This window comes from Aquimarina litoralis, from assembly GCF_039523995.1.
In the GTDB taxonomy this organism is placed as follows: Bacteria; Bacteroidota; Bacteroidia; order Flavobacteriales; family Flavobacteriaceae; genus Aquimarina; species Aquimarina litoralis.
This window is the reverse complement of sequence record NZ_BAAAGE010000003.1, coordinates 449997-469370: the sequence shown is the minus strand read 5'-3', so window position 1 is coordinate 469370 and position 19374 is coordinate 449997. Positions and strand designations below refer to the sequence as shown.

Genomic DNA, 19374 nt, shown 5'->3' with positions numbered 1-19374 from the left:
TATAATGTGCAGTAGTTTTAAATCATAAAACCATGAAAAACAAAAAACTTAATCAATGGCTTTGGAAATGGCACGTCATTGCTGGTCTAGTTTCAGCGCCTTTTATAATTTTATTGGCGATAACCGGATGTATTTATCTTTTTAAAGATATTTATGAAAAACCAACTCGCGAGCCTATTAAGGCGGTAAAACCTCTACATACCAGTTTCAGTTACGAAGCACAGAAAAGAGTAGCAGATTCCATCTTAGGAAAATCTCATAATGCAATGTTGGTTTCCACTAAAAATACACAGGCAACAGAGTTTATTTCCGGAAGATTTGGACATAAAAAAAGTATCTATATAAATCCTTACACCAATGAGCCAACCGGAAGAATAACTGCTACTGATGGTCTTATGTATACGGTAAGGAAACTGCATGGTGAATTATTACTTAGTTCTACAGGGACGTTGGTAGTTGAACTTATTGCCAGTTGGATGGTCGTGCTTCTACTAACTGGTATATTTATTTGGTGGCCTGCTAGAAACTGGAGATTGCAAGGGTTCTTCATCCCAAGATGGAAAAAAGGAAAACAAGTACTTCTCCGTGACTTGCACGCAATAACAGCTTTTTGGATATCCGGGCTATTATTACTGGTATTAGCTGGAGCCTTCCCTTGGACTGAGGTAGTAGGAAGTAATTTTAAGACAGTACAAAAGGTCACTGGAACTGGATTTCCCAAATCCTGGATGGGGATTGGAATAGAAGAGCCTTCAAATGATAAGAAAATATCGTTAGATAAGATCGTTGCGAAGGCTAAAACACTAAACCTGTCTGGAGAAGTTCGGATTGATTTTCCGAAAGGGCCTAATGGTGTCTATAGCGTAGGAAACACTTACTATCCTGACCTTAGTCTACAACAAAAATTTCATTTTAATCAATATACGGGCAATTTGAGTTTACATCAAAATTGGAATGAGGTTGGCGTATTAATGCGTGGTCGAATGTGGGTAATGGCTTTTCATCAAGGACAATTTGGTCCTTGGAATTGGTGGTTGATGTTATTTAGCGCTATCCTTTTGACAATTTCAAGTATTACTGCTATATTTTCTTATTTCTCCAGAAAACCTGCTGGAAAATGGATGGTTCCTAAAGTGCCTAAGAGCTTTGTGGTTTCTCCCGTCGTCATTTTTGTTATAGCTCTATTGGCTATAGTATTTCCCCTATTTGGCCTTTCGGTTCTTCTTATTTTGGTTGTAGAAAAGTTTCAAAATCGTAAAACATCATCTAACAATCATAAATAATAAAAATCAATCTTTTACAACAGAAACATCATCGTTTTAATGAGTTGTAGGAATTTAATATAAAAATAGCTAATTACTAATTTCAATAATAGACAAGGCCTTATAATGAATGGAAAGGAGTGTAAATCAAGTCAATTTATTAGCATCTTTTTAAAAACAAACATTCTACAACAGAAAGAAACCTCTGGGTTTTCACCAATTTATTCTTAAACTTTCTATCCACTTCAATTTTGGTGATATTAAAAAGTTATCTTAAAATGATCTTTGTTAAAATTAATAAGAGTTAAAAATCACTAGTAATTTGGTATGTTCTATCTTTACTAAACATGAATTCCTTTCCCATATTATCATTCGCAATAGGGAGAAATAAGAATCATAATAAAAAATCAAGAATATAATCTTTATTGTATGTTTTGGCTTAGATTTTAATTCCTTTTTCACCATAACATCTCATTAAACTATAGGTTATCAATTCGTTACCATTCTCAATTACAACCCATTCTGACAGAGGATTATTTCTAATAATTAACTCAATAGTTTTTGAACAATACTCTAATTTAAAATAGTGAGCAAACATTTTATCGGGATACACTCTAATTACCGTTTCCCCACGTTGATTACACACGATTATATTTCGTTGCCAAAACCCTTTTTTTCTAATCAGATATCTGTCTTGGTTTATGGTAAAAAATGCATTTATATTCAAGGAATTGACAGAAAGAGTCATAGCCCCAATTTTTTCTTTACCAATAAAAAAAGTATATTCTTTATCCTTGGTTCTAATCCATTTTTTAGACATCGCCTTTGATTTTTAGCTTCTTCAAATAAAAAACCTAAGAGCATAAAGCTCTTAGGTCACTACGTAATCCGAAATCAGAGCATTAATTACGGTAGTACTATATAAGGATTATTTCTACGAGGAGCCTTACCTAATCTTACTAGTGTCTGATAAAATATCATAGCCGCATCCGCTCTTGTAGCACTATTATTTGGTCTGAAATAAGATTTATTAGGATAATTAACTACAAGTTTATTCGCTGTTGCATTCTGAATAGAGGCTCTAGCCCAAGATGGAATTTGTGAACGGTCTGAAAATGAAAGTAAATGATTACTATTACCACCTGATAATCGAAGACCATTAGCTAAAGCAATTGTCATTTCTAGTTTTGATACATTCCTATTTGGTTTAAACGAACCATCATTGTAACCGGATAAATATCCACCTCTTACAGCCTTGGATATAGCTGCTTTGGCCCAATGATTAGAAGGCACATCCGTAAAATTTCTATCTCCTCTTATAGCAGGCGGATTAATAATACTGCTAATCAAAGAAGCAAACTGAGCCCGAGTTAAATTATTATTAGGCCTATAGTTAACTCCATCACTGCCTCTTATATAACCATTTTGCCACATAAAGGCTATTTCATTATAGGCCCAATAATTTGAAGAGACATCCTCTGGCAAACTAGAAAAATACATAGCCTTTACCGCGTCAATATCTCCCTGAGATAAAACTCCGTTAGAGTACCCGTTAGAAACAAAAGGTTGACCATTATCAGCCCTTACCATGTTGTAATCACCATAATACCCAGACGATGAATACAACATCACACTGTTGAAATCAAAAGGAGTATGAACTACATATTGTCTAGAAGGAATCTTATATAACTGATTATTAATTAAATTTGGGTGGACAGTGACATATCGATCTCTATCCGGTCTTTGTTGCTCGTGATAAAGACCAATGGCATGTCCTAATTCATGTAAGTAAACACCGAAAGGGGCATTGTATCTTATTTTCAGTTCCATTGGAAGTAATCCAGGCGCATAACCAAGAGTTGAACTGCTTCCAGCTGATTCTTTAACAAGTGTATAATCATTTCTAGAGGTGGTATTTGGATTAACCTCTTGGAACCTAATTCCAGTTTTATTAGTCCACTCATTCATTGCTCTTTTCAAGGTCCTAACCATTTCTTGGGGTCGTGCATTATCCACGTCCAAATATTGTTGTGATATCACATATTTAACTGTAGCATTGGGCCATTTCCTTTGTGAATCACTATGATACATTCCTTTGCCATCTATTAAATCTGCATTTTCCCAACTGCAGCTTAAAAAAGATTCTTTTTCAATATTTGACTCTAAACCTAATTCACCATTCGATATCTCACTTAGGTCTTCTTTCTCACAAGAAGAAAAAAATGTAATGAAAAGACTCATACCTATTCCAAAAATTAAATTCCCGCTTTTGTTTAACATAAATTTATGATTTTAAATTTTTTGCAAATTTAGGAGCTAATTCCAGATTTCATTTTACCAAAATTGCTGTGGCTTTATATAAAATGATTTTTTTTAAAACTCATTAATATTAAAGAAGTTAAGTAATTAATCATGTATGTACGTATTATATGATATCGGGGCTCTACCAAGTATGTTTAATGTTTGAAAAAATATCATAGTAGTATCCTCTTTTGCAGTATCGCAATAGGGATCAAAATTTGACCATTTCGTATAATTAATTACCAACCCATTAAAAATTTCATTTTGCACGGATTGTAAAGCCCATTCAGGAATCAGATCTGCGTCTAATAAATATTGTGTCTGCCAAGGACGTCCATTAGACAATCCAAGACCATTAGATATCGCTATGGTCATTTCTAACTTGCTAATTTTATTATTAAGTCTAAAAGTTCCATCATTATAACCTATTAAATATCAGGAGTTTGCAGCATGATGAATACTTTCTGCAGCCCAGTGACCTACTACATCACTAAAAACCCTGAAGGGTCCTGTAGGATCTACACGAGGTTTAATAATCAAACTAATTAGCGTTGCGAATTCAGTTCTTATTAAAGTATCCTCAGGATTAAAACTAACACCATCCTCTTCTTTAATAACCACTCTGCCAAATAAATGCGATTTCATCTTAATCCCAAAAGTTAGGAGTTATATCCTCAGGTAGATTAAGTTTTGCACTAATTTCATTTGTTTGAGATTTATTTACTTCTACATCATTGTGTCATTCATGACCATCTACCTTCATTTCTAGACAATTAGATAAATCCAACTCTCAGGATACCAAAGAAAAAATTTCACCAAATAATATAAGTGAATTCGTATGGATTTTTTTATTTACAACTGTAGGCTAAAATTATAAACTGTAAAGACATATGATTATAAACAACAAAAATTTGCAAAAAGAGAGGGAGTTAATTAATTATTGATACTATAATGGAACTTATAATTCAGGTTAAATTTAAACCTCTTACATCACACTCTTCATTATTGAAAACAACCTATCTTATAAGCTTCAATATCACTTTACTAAAAAACTAAAAAGTTTTAAAAATAAAACCTCTAGCAAATTAGATTCTAAAATGAATTACTTCCCTTGCAAAGACATCGGCTTTTTATACAAATAGATGATCCCCTATTAATTTATTAAAACGATTATTTATGTCATTTTTATTAAAATGGAGATTTAAATCATAAAAACAACATAAAGAAGAAAATGTAATTTTCAATGTATTAATCAATAACATTCAAGAATCACTCAAAATGAAAAATTACTTTAAGTTTTCAACACTATTTACAATTTTAATTTTTTCTCTAATATCCTGTGAAAAGGATTTGACGGACGACTTAACCGAAAATACAAATTCTAGCACAGATATAAACGAATCTATAGAAACTATTAATTATGATGGTAAGACCTTAACCGTTATAAAAAAAGAAGACAATTATATTCTAGATGGAGATATAATAATACCTATTAGCGAAGTTTCTGATCAATCTAAATCTACCGGTACAACTAAGTCTAGGTGGCCCGGTGGAGTTGTTTATTATGTTATAGATCCGAATTTATTCAATAAAGATCGTGTAACAGCAGCCATTGAGCATTGGGAAAAAAATACTAGAATTCGTTTTGTGAAGCGAACTAATCAACCAAACTACGTAACATTCAGACAGGGTTCTGGATGTTCATCTAATGTAGGAATGATTAGTGTTCCACAATTTATCACTTTAGGCAATTCTTGTTCTACAGCTAGTGTAATACACGAGATTGGACATACGGTAGGTTTATATCACGAACAAAATAGAAAAGACAGAGATAAGTATGTGAACATTCTTTGGGAAAATTTACCTTCAGATATTATCACAAGATCTCAATTTACACGTTATGATGAATTTTTCAATGGAGAAGGAAATGAGTATACAGCTTTCGATTTTGGCAGTATAATGATGTATAATCCATTTGCATTCAGCATAAACGGTAAGCCAACAATAACTAAAAAAGACGGATCACTTTACAATGCAAATAGTAGAATTTTGTCTCAGAAAGATAAAGAAGGCGTACGTAGAATGTATTTTAACAATCTTCTAACTGCTGGTAACAAATTAAACAAAGGGAACTTTAGAAATTCTAGAGATGGAAGAAATTATCTAAAAATGCAGAATGACGGAAATGTGGTTATGTATAGAGATGGGAAAGCCGTGTGGTCAACAAGAACAAATAAGACTACATCTAATAGACTTGTAATGCAGCGTGATGGTAATTTAGTTCTTTATAACATCAATAATAGACCAACTTGGGCTTCAGGAACTAACGGGTATCCTAACAGTAGGCTAGCTCTCTTAAATAATGGAGATATGGTTATTATTTCTAGTTCCGGTACAGTTATTTGGTCAATGAGAAGAGGGAAGCTTATCTAAAATATTGAAAATTTATGATTTATAATAAATAAAAATTAAACTATTATGAAACGTGTTTTAGTAAAAATCTTATTTCTGTCATTTGTAACGTTTACTTCATGTGAAAGCGAACCAATTGATTCCTATACTACAGAAAATACAGATAACTTACAGACTGTATCAAATAAAAATTCCGAAATTGCATTTCCCGAAAAATTCGGAACAATTGAAACTATAACTTATAATGGCAAAAATCTTAAAGTTGAACGAATAGAAGATAATTATATTTTAGATGGAGATATTATAATCCCAGTAAAAAAAGTAAACCAAAAAGCTACAGGCAGAACTAAAAACAGATGGCCCAGAGGCGTCGTATTTTACAATATCCAGTCAACCCTTACAAATAAGCAGAGGATCTTTGATGCCATCAAACATTGGGAGCAAAAAACTAAGATAAAATTTGTAAGAAGAAGTAATCAGCCTAATTATGTAACTTTTAGAAGCGGGTCAGGGTGTTCCTCTAGCGTTGGAATGATAGGTGGACAACAATTTATTACTCTTTCTGCTGCTTGCTCAACCGGTAATACTATTCATGAAATAGGACACGCTGTAGGGTTATGGCACGAGCAAAGCAGAAAGGATAGAGATAAATTTATTACCATAAACTTTAATAATATTCAAGATAATGCAAGATTTAACTTCTTTTCGTATCCACAAATCTTCAATGCTGATGGTAACGAATATTCGCCTTTCGACATAGGTAGCATTATGATGTATGGACCTTATTTTTTTAGTAAAAATGGGCAGCCTACGATTACCAGAAAAAATGGATCAATTTACAATGTCAATAGGAGAGCTTTATCTCCAAAAGATATCGAAGGTGTAAGAAGAATGTACTTTAATGATATTCTTGAAACGGGCAGGGTACTGCGTAAAGGTCAGTTTTTAAATTCAAAAGATGGAAGAACATATTTCCGAATTTTGTCAAATGGTAATCTTGTTGCTTTTAGAGACAGTAAAATAGTTTGGCAAAGTAAAACCGCAGGTACCTCTTCAAACAGATTGGTTATGCAACGTAATGGTAATTTAGTTTTATACAACACAAATAATCGACCTACATGGTCATCCTCAACTGGGGGTAATAATAATGTTAAACTAATCTTACAAAACGACGGTAATATCGTACTTAGATCTGGTACAGGAAAAGCAATTTGGTCTACAAAAACGGCTAATATTAATTAAAGCAATTATTATGAAAAACTTAAAGAATATTGAAGGTGTAAACCATTTAACAAGAGATAACCTAAAGCAAATTAACGCTGGATTTGGTAATAGTCAACAAATTAACAACTTAACAAATCAAGCAAATCAATCAAATTTAAATTTACAAAACATGTTTCGCAGTCAAAACTGCTTGTCTGCAATAAATGCTTTAGGATCTTTTACAACAATTTTACACAACACCCATAATCATAGTCCAATGTCACAACTATTAAAAAACAAAATAAATATTATTAGAAGCTGGATCTCTAACAATTGTTATTGAAAAATGCATTAAGATTAATATATTTATTTTGAATTATTCTAACACTAACAAAAGCAGCATCAACATTTAAATAGTGCTGCTTTTGTTTCTATCGATTTATTGTATTTAACAATATAATCACCCGAAATCAATCGCTCCCCAAGTTTATATTCTATCATTTTTTTTAAAACCAAGGCTTTTATTGGAAAAGGATTACTAATTGGGCTGTTTAATTTTGTAACTATAATTAGTATATCAAACAGTAAATTACTTATTTAATATAAGCATATGGAGTTTGATTTTATTTGCAACTTTTAAGAATCAAACACAAGATTTCATAAAACTTTATAGTTTCGAAATTATTAAAGTTAAAACTTAAGAAGTATTAGACCATTCAATGAAATGTTCAAAATTCAATGAATTAAATAGGCTATGAATGAAAAGGTATAGATAAGATTAAAAATATAGCTATAAAGTTGTAAAAAGAAACCTTCATAAAACATAAATCTACATGTAATTATGAAAGTAATCGGTAGATATGATCAAAAATATAAGAGAAATAGATGTTATTCTTGATAGCATAAGAAAAACAGAAATAGGGATTTTATTTAAATAGTTAATCCCTTTAGTAAAAGCTAAGGATAAAATTAGTCATAGAAATATACCAAATCATTTTTTTAACATTTAAAACATTTATTCATGAATGCAAACAACTCCAAAAGACGATGGTCTTTCAAGCAGATTTACATTTTATTTCTGCTGTTTTCCGTAGGTATCAATGCACAACAATTATGGTCAGATCCAGAAACTTGGAATGGTGATGTGCCTAAAACAAACGAAAATATAACTATTCCTCAAGGGAAGACTATTCTATTAGACGTATCAACGCCAAATCTTGGTAACATCATTATTAAAGGTAAATTAATGTTTAAGCAAGGTGAAAATTTAAATTTAACAGCTAAAACAATATTAATAGATGGTGGTGTTCTAGAAATTGGGACAGTACAAAATCCATATAGAAACAAAGCTATTATAACGCTAAATGGACCCAAAAAATCGGGAGATCAACATAATTCAAGGTTTATAATGCCAATGAATGGAGGTACTCTGGAACTACATGGTATTAGTGCTAGGTATCTCGATTGGTCTCAGATTAACAAAAATGCATTAAAAGGACAAAATAGTTTATTACTCAAAGACGAACCAAAAGGATGGAAAGCTGGGGATAAAATCGTTATTGCTTCAAGTTCTTTTGATCCTGAAGAAGCTGAAAAGCTGACTATTACAAATATAAATGGAAAAACAGTAAACTTTACTCCTGCTTTGAAATATGATCATTATGGAAAATTACAGCAATATGAAGGCAAAACTTTAGATGAGAGAGCCGAAGTTGGTCTATTAACCAGAAATATAGTGATTAAAGGAAGCGACGATAGTAGAAATAGCAGAATGGGAGGACATATTATGGTTATGCCTAGATCAAATGCACGTATAGAAGGAGTAGAACTATATCAAATGGGACAAGTTGGCGAAAAGGCAAGATATCCAATTCACTGGCATTTTAGTGGCACTAAAGTAAATAATTACGCAAAGCACAATAGTGTACATAATAGTTACCACAGAGGTATAGTTGTTCATAGAACGAATAATGTATTAGTAGAGCGTAATGTTGCTTACAATATTCTATCTCATACATTTGTTCCTGCAGAAGATGGAACAGAAACAGGAAATAGCTTTTATTACAACTTAGGTATTTTAACCAAAAGATTAGAAGTAAAAGACTTTGCCTTTCCTAATCATACTGTTGCTAGATCTAATCAAAGTGAGCATAGACCAGGAACTTTTTGGCTTAAAAACCCTTTAAATGAACTAGTTGGAAATCATGCTGCCGGTACTGTTCAAGGTATGGGTTTCTTTTATGATCACAGCTTCAACTCTAACGAAATTAATCAAATTGTCAATTCTATAACAGAGCCTATAGTTTTTAGGGATAATGTTGCCCATTCTAATTCAAGTTTTAATAGAGGTTTAGATGTTTACGGTCCAACTACTAGAGGTTATGGAATATTTAGTAACGATCGCAGCAGTAAGGGTGAACGTCTTTTTGAAAATTTTACAGTTTATAAAAACTCTCTATCCGGAACTTGGATAGAAGGTAAAACCGCAATTCTGAGAAATTGTATGTCTGCAGACAATAATACGGGACATATGCTTATGCAAAATCTATTAGAAGATTCAATCATAGTAGGTCAAAGTGATAACGAAATTGGAGGTGAAGCTCCTACACAAGGAGTTTATCATGTCAGTGGGGCAATTCAATTGATAGCACACGGGGGTCCTAAAAGACCAAGTGCTAAAAATGTTACTATCATAGACCAAAGATATGCAGCAGTAGTTGGTGCTGATAAAGAAATGCTTTCTAATTCTTTTACTGAAAACATTAAACAGATAAACGTAGTAAAACCTTTTTGGTATAGAAATAGTGAAGTAGGCGGAGGCTTTGAAGATAAAGACGGTAGCTTAACAGGACATTCAGATTCCTTTATTGTTTCTTTAAAATCTAAGCTTAAATCTAATAAATGTATTTATAAGAAAGAATGGCGTGCTTATATTTGTCCCAGAGAGGATTATAATGTTGCTTATTTTGAAGCTTCGGGAAGAAAAAGTAATGATTTTTCTAATTTAACCTTAGTTAGTAGTAGACATAGCATAAAAACAAGAGGTGGTAAAGAAGGTTTAGGAAGAAGCAAAAAAAATCAATTCTCTCATATCTTCGGCGATTCTAAATATGTTGCAAATAATGACAAAGCTTGGTCAAAAGAATTTCAAGTAAGTATGGAACTACAACCATCTTCAAGTAGTACTATAACTTTAAAGAACATCTCTTCTAATGTGACAGTATTACTTGGAAATCCAGAAGAAAATCAAACTGCCCTTAATAAAGTAAGAACACTTAGAGAATTAGAACAAGTAAATAAAACATCTTACTTTTATGATAATCGTTCTCGTCATTTACATTTAAAATTTGTTTATGATCCAAATGTAAGTTTGCAACAAACTACAATCAAACATAATGGTAAGTCCTCCGAACTAAATCAAAACAGAGAATTAGATTTAATGCCAATAGAAGTTTATCCAAATCCATTGGTTGAAAATACCACAAATATTTCCCTTCCGGTTTCAGTAACATCTAAAATGAACTGGAAATTATATGATATAACAGGAAGAATCATTGAAACTGGAAATCTCAACGATAATCAAAGTCAGATTAGATTTAAGCCTCTTTCAAAAGGTTTATATGTACTTAGAGTTTTTAATGAATTAAAAACAATTGCTCAAGTTAAGTTGGGCGCAAACTAGAGAATTGACATTTATCTCAGCTAGGAATCGGCTACTTTGAAAGTATAGTAAATCATCTTTCTGGTGGCCGATATTTTTTACAAATCATATTAAAAAAATTTCAAGTATGTTTTACGCAAAAAAGTTTACAATACTTATAACCTATTTAATATTTTATTTTATAAGTATTCCTATAATACTAGCGCAAACTTTTCCAGGACAATCGTGGGAAACAGCTAGTCCTAACTCAGTTGGTGTAGACCAATCCAAATTAAATGCCAATATGCAATCTATTCCTAAAAAAGGAAATGTTGTTGTAATTAAAGATGGAAAGCTAATTTACAGCTCTGGCAGTATTAACAAAAAAATTAAAACTTACTCTATAGGTAAAAGCATTACATCCCTAATATTTGCCCGTGCAATGCAGATGGGAAGAGTTAATTTGGAACAAAATGTTCCTAACTCTAATAATCCAACTAACCCATTAGCTACATATAAACAGTTTCTCAGTATGACTAGCGACTATGGTTTATCTCCTCACCAACCTGGACAAAATTATGCTTATAATAATAATGCTGTAGATTTTTATGGTTCTGTATTAAGAAATCAAGTGTTCAACAATATTTCACGAAAGGAATCAATAAACCTAGCTTTATTTAACTTTATAGGCAATCAGGATGGAGTAGGTTTCAATGGAATAATGAGTGGATGGGGAGGCGGATGGGATCTGAGTGCCCGAGATTTAGCCAGAATAGGATGGTTAGTAAAATCAAATGGTACTTGGAACGGTGAGCAAATTATATCAAAAAGCTTTGTAGATGATCTTTATACCTCTAAAATCCCTAATAACTTATCAGCCAATTTAAGCCAAGGACCAAACACTCAGTGGAACCAAATCGACATTACTAATATTCTTAAAGGAAATTACTCTTATGGTTGGTGGTTAGCAAAAAATAGGTTTAATGAAGTAAATGAAGATGTCATTAACGCTTCTGGTTGGAGAGGAAATAAAGTTTTTGTATTTAAAAATCATAATATAGTAATAGCTGTTACCAACAATACAACTGACAACCCTGCCGACCATCTTTATATAAATGCCGTACTCAATGCTTTAACCGATTCGAATGAAAATGTATCAGCAACTATAGCAGGAGAAAAAAGAAAATTTCATAAAATAACTCTTACCTGGAATGGACCAAATACTAATGAAAAAAAAGAAACTTTTGCAGATTATAGATTAAATGTAACCTTTAAAAGTCCTTCCAATAAAACATATGTCGTTCCAGGATATTTTGCTGCAGATGGTAATGCCAAAAATACAAGTTCATCTACAGGTAATAAATGGAGATGTCATTTTCTACCTCAAGAGACTGGAACTTACCAGTATACTGTATCCTTTAAAAAAGGTAAAAATATAGCTGCTAGTCTTGACCCTAATGCTGGTAGTCCTACATCTTTTCACGGAAACTCTGGAACTTTTCAAATCAATAACACTAATAAAAATGGTAAAGATTTTAGATCTAAAGGTAAACTCTCTTATGCAAACCAGCATTTTCTGAAATGGAACAATGGTGAGTACTTTCTAAAATTCGGAGCTAATTCACCAGAAGTATTTCTAGAATACAATGATTTTGACGGAACCCCTTCCGATAGAACTTATGATGCACATAGAAATGACTGGAATAACTCAGATGGTAGTTGGAAGAATGGAAAAGGAAAAAATATATTAGGAGTAGTAAATTATTTATCTAATCAAGATATAAACTCAAACTATTTTCTTACAATGAATGCCTATGGAGATGGAAAAAATGCTTTTCCGTGGACAGGTAAAGACAATTTTTATAATTATGATGTTTCAAAATTAGATCAATGGCAATTTGTTTTTGATCATATGATGAAAAAAGGACTAATGGTGCACTTTCAACTTACCGAAAGAGAAAATCAAAACTACTTTGAGTTTGCTGAAGGGGGTGATTTTGCTATTAGTAGAAAGATATACTATCGAGAACTTGTTGCGAGATTTGGGTATCTAAATGCTATTACTTGGGATATCGGAGAAGAAAATGGATGGAAATTCAATAATCAAAGAGGAAAACCAAATACTACTGCACAGCGAAAAAGTTTTGCTGATTATTTAAAAAAAATAATCCCGTATAACGATCATATTGTAATTCATAACTACCCTCCTATTGATATTTTTACACCATTATTAGGAAACTCAAGCTATAGCGGTATAGCATATCAAGATGATGTCGATGAAAAAAATGGTCATGATAAAGTTCTTTCTTGGATAAACAAGTCAAAACAAGCAGGGAGAAAATGGGTAGTATCATATGACGAGCCTTATACCAAAGAACTAGTAAATAAAAATGCTTTTAGAAAAGATGCCATCTGGGCATCAATAACTGCTGGTGCAGCGGGCGTTGAATTTTATATGGGTGGTGGATTTGATCTACGTGTACAGAACTATAGAGAATACAGTGATTATTGGAAATATTTGAGAAATGCAAAGTTATTCTTCAAGAATAACAATATTAAATACAATCTATTTAAGGCATCTGACAATATTGTATCGCGAGGTTGGTGCTTATCAAAAAACAATAATGAGTATATTCTATATCTTAAATCAGGAGGTAGTTCTGAAATTAATTTACCTTCAGGAGAGTTTAGTATAAAGTGGTATGACCCTAGAGAAGGAGGCAATCTTAAAAATGGCTCTAAAAGGTCAGTAACTGGAGGTAATAGAGTATCAATAGGAACAGCACCAAATAATACTAATAATGATTGGGTGATATATATAAAGAAAACTGATTCAGATAATGTTTCTGTTAGCGGGGTTGATATTCTCAGAACAAATTTAACGATAGATGAAGGGAATGTTTTTAACATAGATTATAGAGTTATACCAACAAACGCCTCAAATCAACAAGTTACTTGGGTAATAGGTAACGACAATATTGTTAAAATCAATTCAGACTTTACTTTTACTGCGTTAAAAGAAGGTAGTACAAATATTCAGGTTAAAACATTAGATGGAAACTTTATAGATACGATTAGAGTCAATGTGGAAGCCAATGAGTCTATCTCACGTGATGCATATGAAAAGATCGAAGCAGAGAGTACAGATCAATACTCAGGAATTCAAGTAGGATCAAATGTCATAGGCTATTTTAGTGGCGGAGACTGGATCAAATACAATAATGTTGACTTTGGCGATCAATCTCCTAAAGGATTTGAGACCTTTATTTCTTCTAATAACACAAATAGAACATTTGAAATTAGAATAGATAACGTTAATGGTCCTATACTTGGTGTGTTTAATGTTAATAGAACAGGTGGTTTCCCAATCTATCAGGTTCAAAGTACTGCTATAAACTCAAATATAACAGGAGTACATGACATATACTTACGAGGAGTAGGTACAAGTCCAGGAATAGCAAATATTGATTGGTTTAAATTTAAAAGAGAAGAAACTTCTAATATTAATGCTTTTTCGAGAATACAATTTGAAAATGCGACAGACTCTAAAGGAGTGACTATCGGTTCAAATGCTGTATCCTATTTTGACTCAGGAGACTGGATTAAATTCTCTAATCTTAATTTTTCGCAAGCTGATGTTTCATCTATTAAAGTAAAGTTAGCTTGTGCACTTAGCAATAGAAGAATTTCGCTTAGAGCCAATGCAAGTAATGGTCCTGAAATTCTTAAATTCAATGTACCTAACACAAACAATTGGAGTAGATATCAAGTTTTTGAAATTCCTATACCAATTGACAAAGCGCAAATTTTAAAAGGTCTAAAAGATATATACTTTGTGGGTATAGAAAATAAGCAAGGTATAGCAAACCTAGATTGGTTTAATTTTGTAACAAGTTCAAGGAATATGTCATTTATGTCTGCAGAAAACTTAAAAGGTAAGCCAGTTAAAATTTATCCTAATCCTGTTTTGGATAAACTTATTATAGAGTTAGACACTAATACTTTAAATGAAAATTACGTACAAATTTTTAATCTTAATGGAATGGAAATAACTAATTTTTCTGTTAAAAGAATGAAGAAAAGTACAGAATCTAATTACAGCGAAATACTAATTGATTTAACTAAATTAAATAGTGGCGCCTATCTTTTAAAAGTGGGTAATTTCACTAAACAATTTATTAAAAGATAATATTTACAGTTAAACTATAAAATGTAATAAAACTCCAATAATGGTAGTATTATTGGAGTTTTATCAATTATTATTATGAGACACCTAATTTTAATTACAACACTTTCAATCTGCTTATTACATCTATCATGTGAAAAAGAGGAAAGCTCAATATACCTTTCTATTGAAAACTCTAAAACTAGAAATAATATAAAAAAAGAATTATCTCCTGCTTCGATTGGTATAGTTGGAGATCCTGATGATGTGATTTCAGAAACTTCTGGGGGAACCCTTCTTATGGGGGGCGGGCCCGATGTCGATGAAGCAATATCTTGGATGATAAATAAATCTGGAGGAGGAGATATTGTAGTACTTCGTGCCAATGGAACGGATGCGTACAACCAATATATTTTTAACCTAGGTAAGGTTAACTCGGTAGAAACTCTATTAATAAACTCAAAGACAATGGCCAATAATGAATTGGTTGAATCTACCATCCGAAATGCTGAGGCTGTTTTTATAGCCGGTGGAGATCAAAATAACTACGTAAGTTACTGGAAAGATACAAAAGTAGAAGACGCCTTGAACTATCTACGGAATGAAAAAAAAGTTGTAATCGGAGGCACCAGCGCTGGTTGTGTAATACAGGGTGGAATTTATTTTGATGCCGAAAAAGGAACTATTACGTCCCAAACAGCACTAAAAAATCCATATGACTCATATTTGACATTACAAAAACACAATTTTATTAAGAATCCTTTTTTGAATAATGTTATCACAGATACCCACTACAACGATCCAGATAGAAGAGGTAGACATATAACCTTTCTAGCACGCATATACCAAGATTGGGATATTTATGGAAAAGGTATAGGTATCGATGAAGAAACTGCTGTCTGTATAGATGAAAAAGGTAAAGCTACAATTTTTGGTAATGGATATGCTTTTTTTTTAAAACAGCACACTTCTGGTCCAGAAAGATGTAAACCAAATAAATCATTAGACTGGTATAGAGATCGTAGAGCAATTAAAGCATACAAAATATCTGGGAATGAAAACGGTTACAACCATTTTTGGTTGGATAACTGGATTGACGGATCAGGAGGATATTGGAAATTCTATTATGTGGATCGAGGTATACTAAATGTAGCTTATTAAACGAATAATGACTATAAAATTGGTGATAGCCAAAATATTATGCTTTAAATGATAGTTAAAATTAAAAAAACCAGTGAAATTAATTTACTGGGTTTTAAACTAAAACAAACTACGCAACATTTTTTTGAATATCTATAATTACTATTAATTGATTAGAAATACTTATTTCGATAATGAAGAAACTTATCGTATCGTTTCAAGCAATAAAGGGGCAAGATAAGATTTAAATGCCAACGATAAAGTCATGACAGGCCTTATTGGATAAAATCTGTTTGGAGCTATGAATGCAAATCTTGTTGAGCTTTTGACATCTTTGAGAATTAGTACTAATATGCAAAATTCTAATCTGCATTTTATTATATGATATAAGACTATGCTATTTTTGATGAGTACTTCCAAATAAAAATTTTCTTGCAAATAAATCCAGAAACAGCTCGGTTTAAAAAGACATGAACCTGTTTGGACGATGATTCATAAACTTCGTAAAGCAATTGGAAACAGGTATGTTTGATATACTTTAGAAGGTAAGATCGAAATGTATGAAGATTATTTTACGGTTGAATCTTCTTACATAGAGTAACAAAAAAAGGAAAAAGAGGTCATGGTGCAGTGGAAAAGTAAAACGTAATAATTATGGGAGAATACACTCCTTTAGAAGATCCTAAGACCGATAAAAAAGATCGTCAATGTCGTATTAAAGCAAAAATATTGACAGATCACAAGGCTAATGGCCAAGGTTACACCGTTAAAGAATCTTTAAATTAACAAAGTATTATTTTTACTAACAAGAGTACCTCATATATAGATATCACTGATTTTGTAGAACTACATATCAGTGAGAAATCAGATAAAGAAACGTTGAAGTGGGTACATATAACTATAAGCAATGAAAAACAAAACTTACTTGAAAATTATTAAAGATAAATATGTGCAAATATATCTAAATGAATTTATTTACTAACTCAATCGAAGATATTTTGAGGAAAAACTATTCGATAGACTAATAATAGATCTAATTACCATATTATCAATCAAAACAGATGTCAATGAAAACTATTTGAATCAAGCAAAAGTAATATCAAAATAATATTAATTCATATAACACAATTTGAATGACTCATTTTATAAAATAAATTATCAACCAAAAACAGGTCAAATTATTACTAAAACCACAATTCAACTTGACCTCCTCCCAGATTTAGGTACTGGTTGAAAGTAGAAAATCCGAGCTATTGGGAGGAGATCATAACTTTTGTGAAATACGTCAAATCTCAACAGTTTACAAAAACAATATAATTGAGAATAGATAATTATAGTGATAATAAACTAAAACATAACCAATTTTCTCTAATTAGAGTTCTAAATAAAATGCAGAATATGAACAATTTTTACAAAATGTTAACAATCAGCACTTTGGGTTTACTATCAACCGCTTCCCAAAAAAATCACTCAAATTCTATTGAAAACTTATTAGTAAAATATGACAATGCAAGGCAAACTAGAACTATAACAAACAAAGCATTTCTAAATCAAACCATCAAAGGTCAAAAGTTTAAAAACGACAAAATCTCATCAGAAAAACCAAAGATTCAAATTCAAATGTTAGATTATAAACAAGCAATAAAAATAGGAGATAAGTATTTTGACAAACTTCATCTAAAACGAGAAAATTACAATCTTGTTAAATTCGAAAATTTATTATTATTCGGAGGAGGTAATAAAAATTTCAAATCGTCCATGTGGAGAATAATCTATAAAGTCAAGAGAATAGGTGTAAAAGATGAATATTTCTTGAAGGGAGGAGAAGTAATTTTTCATGTCGATATTAAAACAAAAACCGTAAAGTTAATAGGTTTTGGAGAATAGTGTTTTCATCAAAAAAAATAATTAAATGAAAAATGATTTTTCTAGTTATGAAAAAATAGTTAAAAACTTGAAGAGTTTTAATGATAAGGATTTCAAATGTTTTAACAAAGTTGATTGGGTAGTTACAGAAAAAATTCACGGTGCTAATTTTAGTTTCATTTATGAAAATAGAGAACTTAAATTTGCTAAAAGAAAAGAACTCCTTAGTTGGAAAAGTGATTTTTTTGGCTTTCAAATAGTCGTCAAACAAATGGAGAATAAAGTTCTTGCACTATTCGAAGAGCTAAGCTTGCATTACAAAGCTACTAAATATATCATATACGGAGAACTTTTTGGAGGCTCATATCCACATATCGATGTTGTACCAGACAAAAGAGTTCAAGCTATACAAACTGGTGTTTATTATAATCCTTCGATCAGTTTTGCTGCATTTGATATAGCCATCGTATCCGATACTAAATACTATTTGTCTTACAAAAAATGTATAAAATATTTTTACACTCACGATGTTCCATTCTTAAAACCATTATTTATCGGGAAATTGTCGGATGCCTTAAATTTTGATAAATTAATTAATTCTAGAATACCTGATGATCTAAACTTACCTAGTATAATTGATAATACGATTGAGGGAATAGTAGTTAAACAGTATGATCTTCTTACCAACTCAGATGAAAGACCAATAATTAAAATAAAGAACAAAAAATTCGAAGAAGAAAAGAAATTTCACTTAGCGAAAAAGTGGAGTTTTACGACAAATACAAACTCTCAGTCGGTTGAACTATCTTTCTTAATAATCGAAATACGCAGCTATGTAACAAAAAATCGTTTAGATAGTGCCATTTCCAAGATAGGTACATTTGATCTTAAAAACCAAAAAAGAATGAATGAAATAAAAATTGAATTTTTAGAAGATGTATTACAGGATTTTAATTTAGATAATTACGAAATTTTAGAAGGTATAGATAGTGAAAAAAAAGATTGGATTATTGACCGAGTAAAAGCAGATATTAACCTGCTTATTAGAGATTTATATTTCAATAAAAAAATGAATAATTCAGGATAAGATGTTTTAAAAAAAAGTAGGAAATGAGAAATTAGCTATAACATATGTGCTTGTTCCAATAGATATAAAAAAGTTTAATAATCTAAAGCAAAGCTAGCTGTGAAGTCATAATAAATAGGCAATTAAGAACTACTTTGTTCTAAACGTTTATAATAGAACACAAAACCACCTCCTTGCCAGTGCAATAACTTAGCCTTATTGTGAAGCTTATTAATAAAAATGTAGACCGAACCATTGGTAAGGTTGCTCTCCAGATCATTAGTAATCAAATTAGATAACCCATCAGTCGGGTAAATAA

15 protein-coding genes and 1 pseudogene are annotated in these 19374 nt (G+C 31.4%); 11 read left to right on the top strand and 5 right to left on the bottom strand.

Annotated elements, in window-relative coordinates; genetic code table 11:
- Positions 1-32 precede the first annotated feature (32 nt).
- The gene (locus ABD077_RS16450) at positions 33-1283 is read left to right on the top strand and encodes a PepSY-associated TM helix domain-containing protein (protein WP_343913343.1); all 1251 of its coding nucleotides are present in this window, start codon (positions 33-35) and stop codon (positions 1281-1283) included.
- 418 nt (positions 1284-1701) lie between these two features.
- Here ABD077_RS16450 and ABD077_RS16445 read toward each other — a convergent pair whose 3' ends face one another.
- The 4 genes from ABD077_RS16445 to ABD077_RS16430 form a co-directional block, all read right to left on the bottom strand.
- Entirely contained in the window at positions 1702-2082 is a 381-nt protein-coding gene (locus ABD077_RS16445; RefSeq protein WP_343913342.1) for a hypothetical protein, read from the bottom strand.
- 86 nt (positions 2083-2168) lie between these two features.
- Positions 2169-3542: an S-layer homology domain-containing protein gene (locus ABD077_RS16440; RefSeq protein WP_343913341.1), complete on the bottom strand. Its 1374-nt coding sequence runs from the start codon at positions 3540-3542 to the stop codon at positions 2169-2171.
- A gap of 126 nt (positions 3543-3668) precedes the next feature.
- Positions 3669-3938, bottom strand: a complete 270-nt coding sequence (locus ABD077_RS16435) for a hypothetical protein (protein WP_343913340.1) — start codon at positions 3936-3938, stop codon at positions 3669-3671.
- 60 nt (positions 3939-3998) lie between these two features.
- A complete protein-coding gene (locus ABD077_RS16430) occupies positions 3999-4208 on the bottom strand; it encodes a hypothetical protein (RefSeq protein WP_343913339.1) in 210 nt (69 codons plus the stop codon).
- A gap of 633 nt (positions 4209-4841) precedes the next feature.
- Here ABD077_RS16430 and ABD077_RS16425 point away from each other — a divergent pair.
- The 10 genes and pseudogenes from ABD077_RS16425 to ABD077_RS16385 all read left to right on the top strand — a co-directional run bounded on the left by ABD077_RS16425 (position 4842) and on the right by ABD077_RS16385 (position 19076).
- Entirely contained in the window at positions 4842-5996 is a 1155-nt protein-coding gene (locus ABD077_RS16425; RefSeq protein WP_343913338.1) for a M12 family metallopeptidase, read from the top strand.
- 45 nt (positions 5997-6041) lie between these two features.
- Positions 6042-7217: a M12 family metallopeptidase gene (locus tag ABD077_RS16420; protein ID WP_343913337.1), complete on the top strand. Its 1176-nt coding sequence runs from the start codon at positions 6042-6044 to the stop codon at positions 7215-7217.
- Positions 7218-7227: 10 nt separating this feature from the next.
- Positions 7228-7521 (top strand): hypothetical protein, encoded by a 294-nt coding sequence (locus tag ABD077_RS16415; protein WP_343913336.1) that lies wholly within the window; start codon positions 7228-7230, stop codon positions 7519-7521.
- A gap of 678 nt (positions 7522-8199) precedes the next feature.
- The gene (locus ABD077_RS16410; protein WP_343913335.1) at positions 8200-10860 is read left to right on the top strand and encodes a G8 domain-containing protein; all 2661 of its coding nucleotides are present in this window, start codon (positions 8200-8202) and stop codon (positions 10858-10860) included.
- Between the two features lie 106 nt (positions 10861-10966).
- Complete coding sequence (locus tag ABD077_RS16405) at positions 10967-15007, top strand: carbohydrate-binding protein (RefSeq protein WP_343913334.1); 4041 nt, start codon at positions 10967-10969, stop codon at positions 15005-15007.
- A gap of 75 nt (positions 15008-15082) precedes the next feature.
- Positions 15083-16144, top strand: a complete 1062-nt coding sequence (locus ABD077_RS16400; RefSeq protein WP_343913333.1) for a Type 1 glutamine amidotransferase-like domain-containing protein — start codon at positions 15083-15085, stop codon at positions 16142-16144.
- Positions 16145-16777: 633 nt separating this feature from the next.
- Positions 16778-16909, top strand: coding sequence for a hypothetical protein (locus tag ABD077_RS25245; RefSeq protein ID WP_425545871.1), 132 nt, complete (start codon positions 16778-16780; stop codon positions 16907-16909).
- 12 nt (positions 16910-16921) lie between these two features.
- Positions 16922-17165: pseudogene (locus ABD077_RS25240) on the top strand (IS1595 family transposase); the annotation flags it as partial.
- Between the two features lie 356 nt (positions 17166-17521).
- Complete coding sequence (locus tag ABD077_RS16390) at positions 17522-18010, top strand: hypothetical protein (protein ID WP_343913332.1); 489 nt, start codon at positions 17522-17524, stop codon at positions 18008-18010.
- Between the two features lie 25 nt (positions 18011-18035).
- Positions 18036-19076: an RNA ligase family protein gene (locus ABD077_RS16385; protein WP_343913331.1), complete on the top strand. Its 1041-nt coding sequence runs from the start codon at positions 18036-18038 to the stop codon at positions 19074-19076.
- Between the two features lie 122 nt (positions 19077-19198).
- On the opposite strand, the gene tnpB is transcribed toward ABD077_RS16385, so the two are convergent.
- Entirely contained in the window at positions 19199-19372 is a 174-nt protein-coding gene (tnpB, locus tag ABD077_RS25235; protein WP_425545887.1) for an IS66 family insertion sequence element accessory protein TnpB, read from the bottom strand.
- Between the last annotated feature and the right edge of the window lie 2 nt (positions 19373-19374).

What these genes read in the sequence shown, in the direction of transcription:
- ABD077_RS16450 (WP_343913343.1), top strand. Translation starts at nt 33, where the DNA reads ATGAAAAACAAAAAACTTAATCAATGGCTTTGGAAATGGCACGTCATT.
- ABD077_RS16445 (WP_343913342.1), bottom strand. Translation starts at nt 2,082, where the DNA reads ATGTCTAAAAAATGGATTAGAACCAAGGATAAAGAATATACTTTTTTT.
- ABD077_RS16440 (WP_343913341.1), bottom strand. Translation starts at nt 3,542, where the DNA reads ATGTTAAACAAAAGCGGGAATTTAATTTTTGGAATAGGTATGAGTCTT.
- ABD077_RS16435 (WP_343913340.1), bottom strand. Translation starts at nt 3,938, where the DNA reads ATGACCATAGCGATATCTAATGGTCTTGGATTGTCTAATGGACGTCCT.
- ABD077_RS16430 (WP_343913339.1), bottom strand. Translation starts at nt 4,208, where the DNA reads ATGAAATCGCATTTATTTGGCAGAGTGGTTATTAAAGAAGAGGATGGT.
- ABD077_RS16425 (WP_343913338.1), top strand. Translation starts at nt 4,842, where the DNA reads ATGAAAAATTACTTTAAGTTTTCAACACTATTTACAATTTTAATTTTT.
- ABD077_RS16420 (WP_343913337.1), top strand. Translation starts at nt 6,042, where the DNA reads ATGAAACGTGTTTTAGTAAAAATCTTATTTCTGTCATTTGTAACGTTT.
- ABD077_RS16415 (WP_343913336.1), top strand. Translation starts at nt 7,228, where the DNA reads ATGAAAAACTTAAAGAATATTGAAGGTGTAAACCATTTAACAAGAGAT.
- ABD077_RS16410 (WP_343913335.1), top strand. Translation starts at nt 8,200, where the DNA reads ATGAATGCAAACAACTCCAAAAGACGATGGTCTTTCAAGCAGATTTAC.
- ABD077_RS16405 (WP_343913334.1), top strand. Translation starts at nt 10,967, where the DNA reads ATGTTTTACGCAAAAAAGTTTACAATACTTATAACCTATTTAATATTT.
- ABD077_RS16400 (WP_343913333.1), top strand. Translation starts at nt 15,083, where the DNA reads ATGAGACACCTAATTTTAATTACAACACTTTCAATCTGCTTATTACAT.
- ABD077_RS25245 (WP_425545871.1), top strand. Translation starts at nt 16,778, where the DNA reads ATGGGAGAATACACTCCTTTAGAAGATCCTAAGACCGATAAAAAAGAT.
- ABD077_RS16390 (WP_343913332.1), top strand. Translation starts at nt 17,522, where the DNA reads ATGAACAATTTTTACAAAATGTTAACAATCAGCACTTTGGGTTTACTA.
- ABD077_RS16385 (WP_343913331.1), top strand. Translation starts at nt 18,036, where the DNA reads ATGAAAAATGATTTTTCTAGTTATGAAAAAATAGTTAAAAACTTGAAG.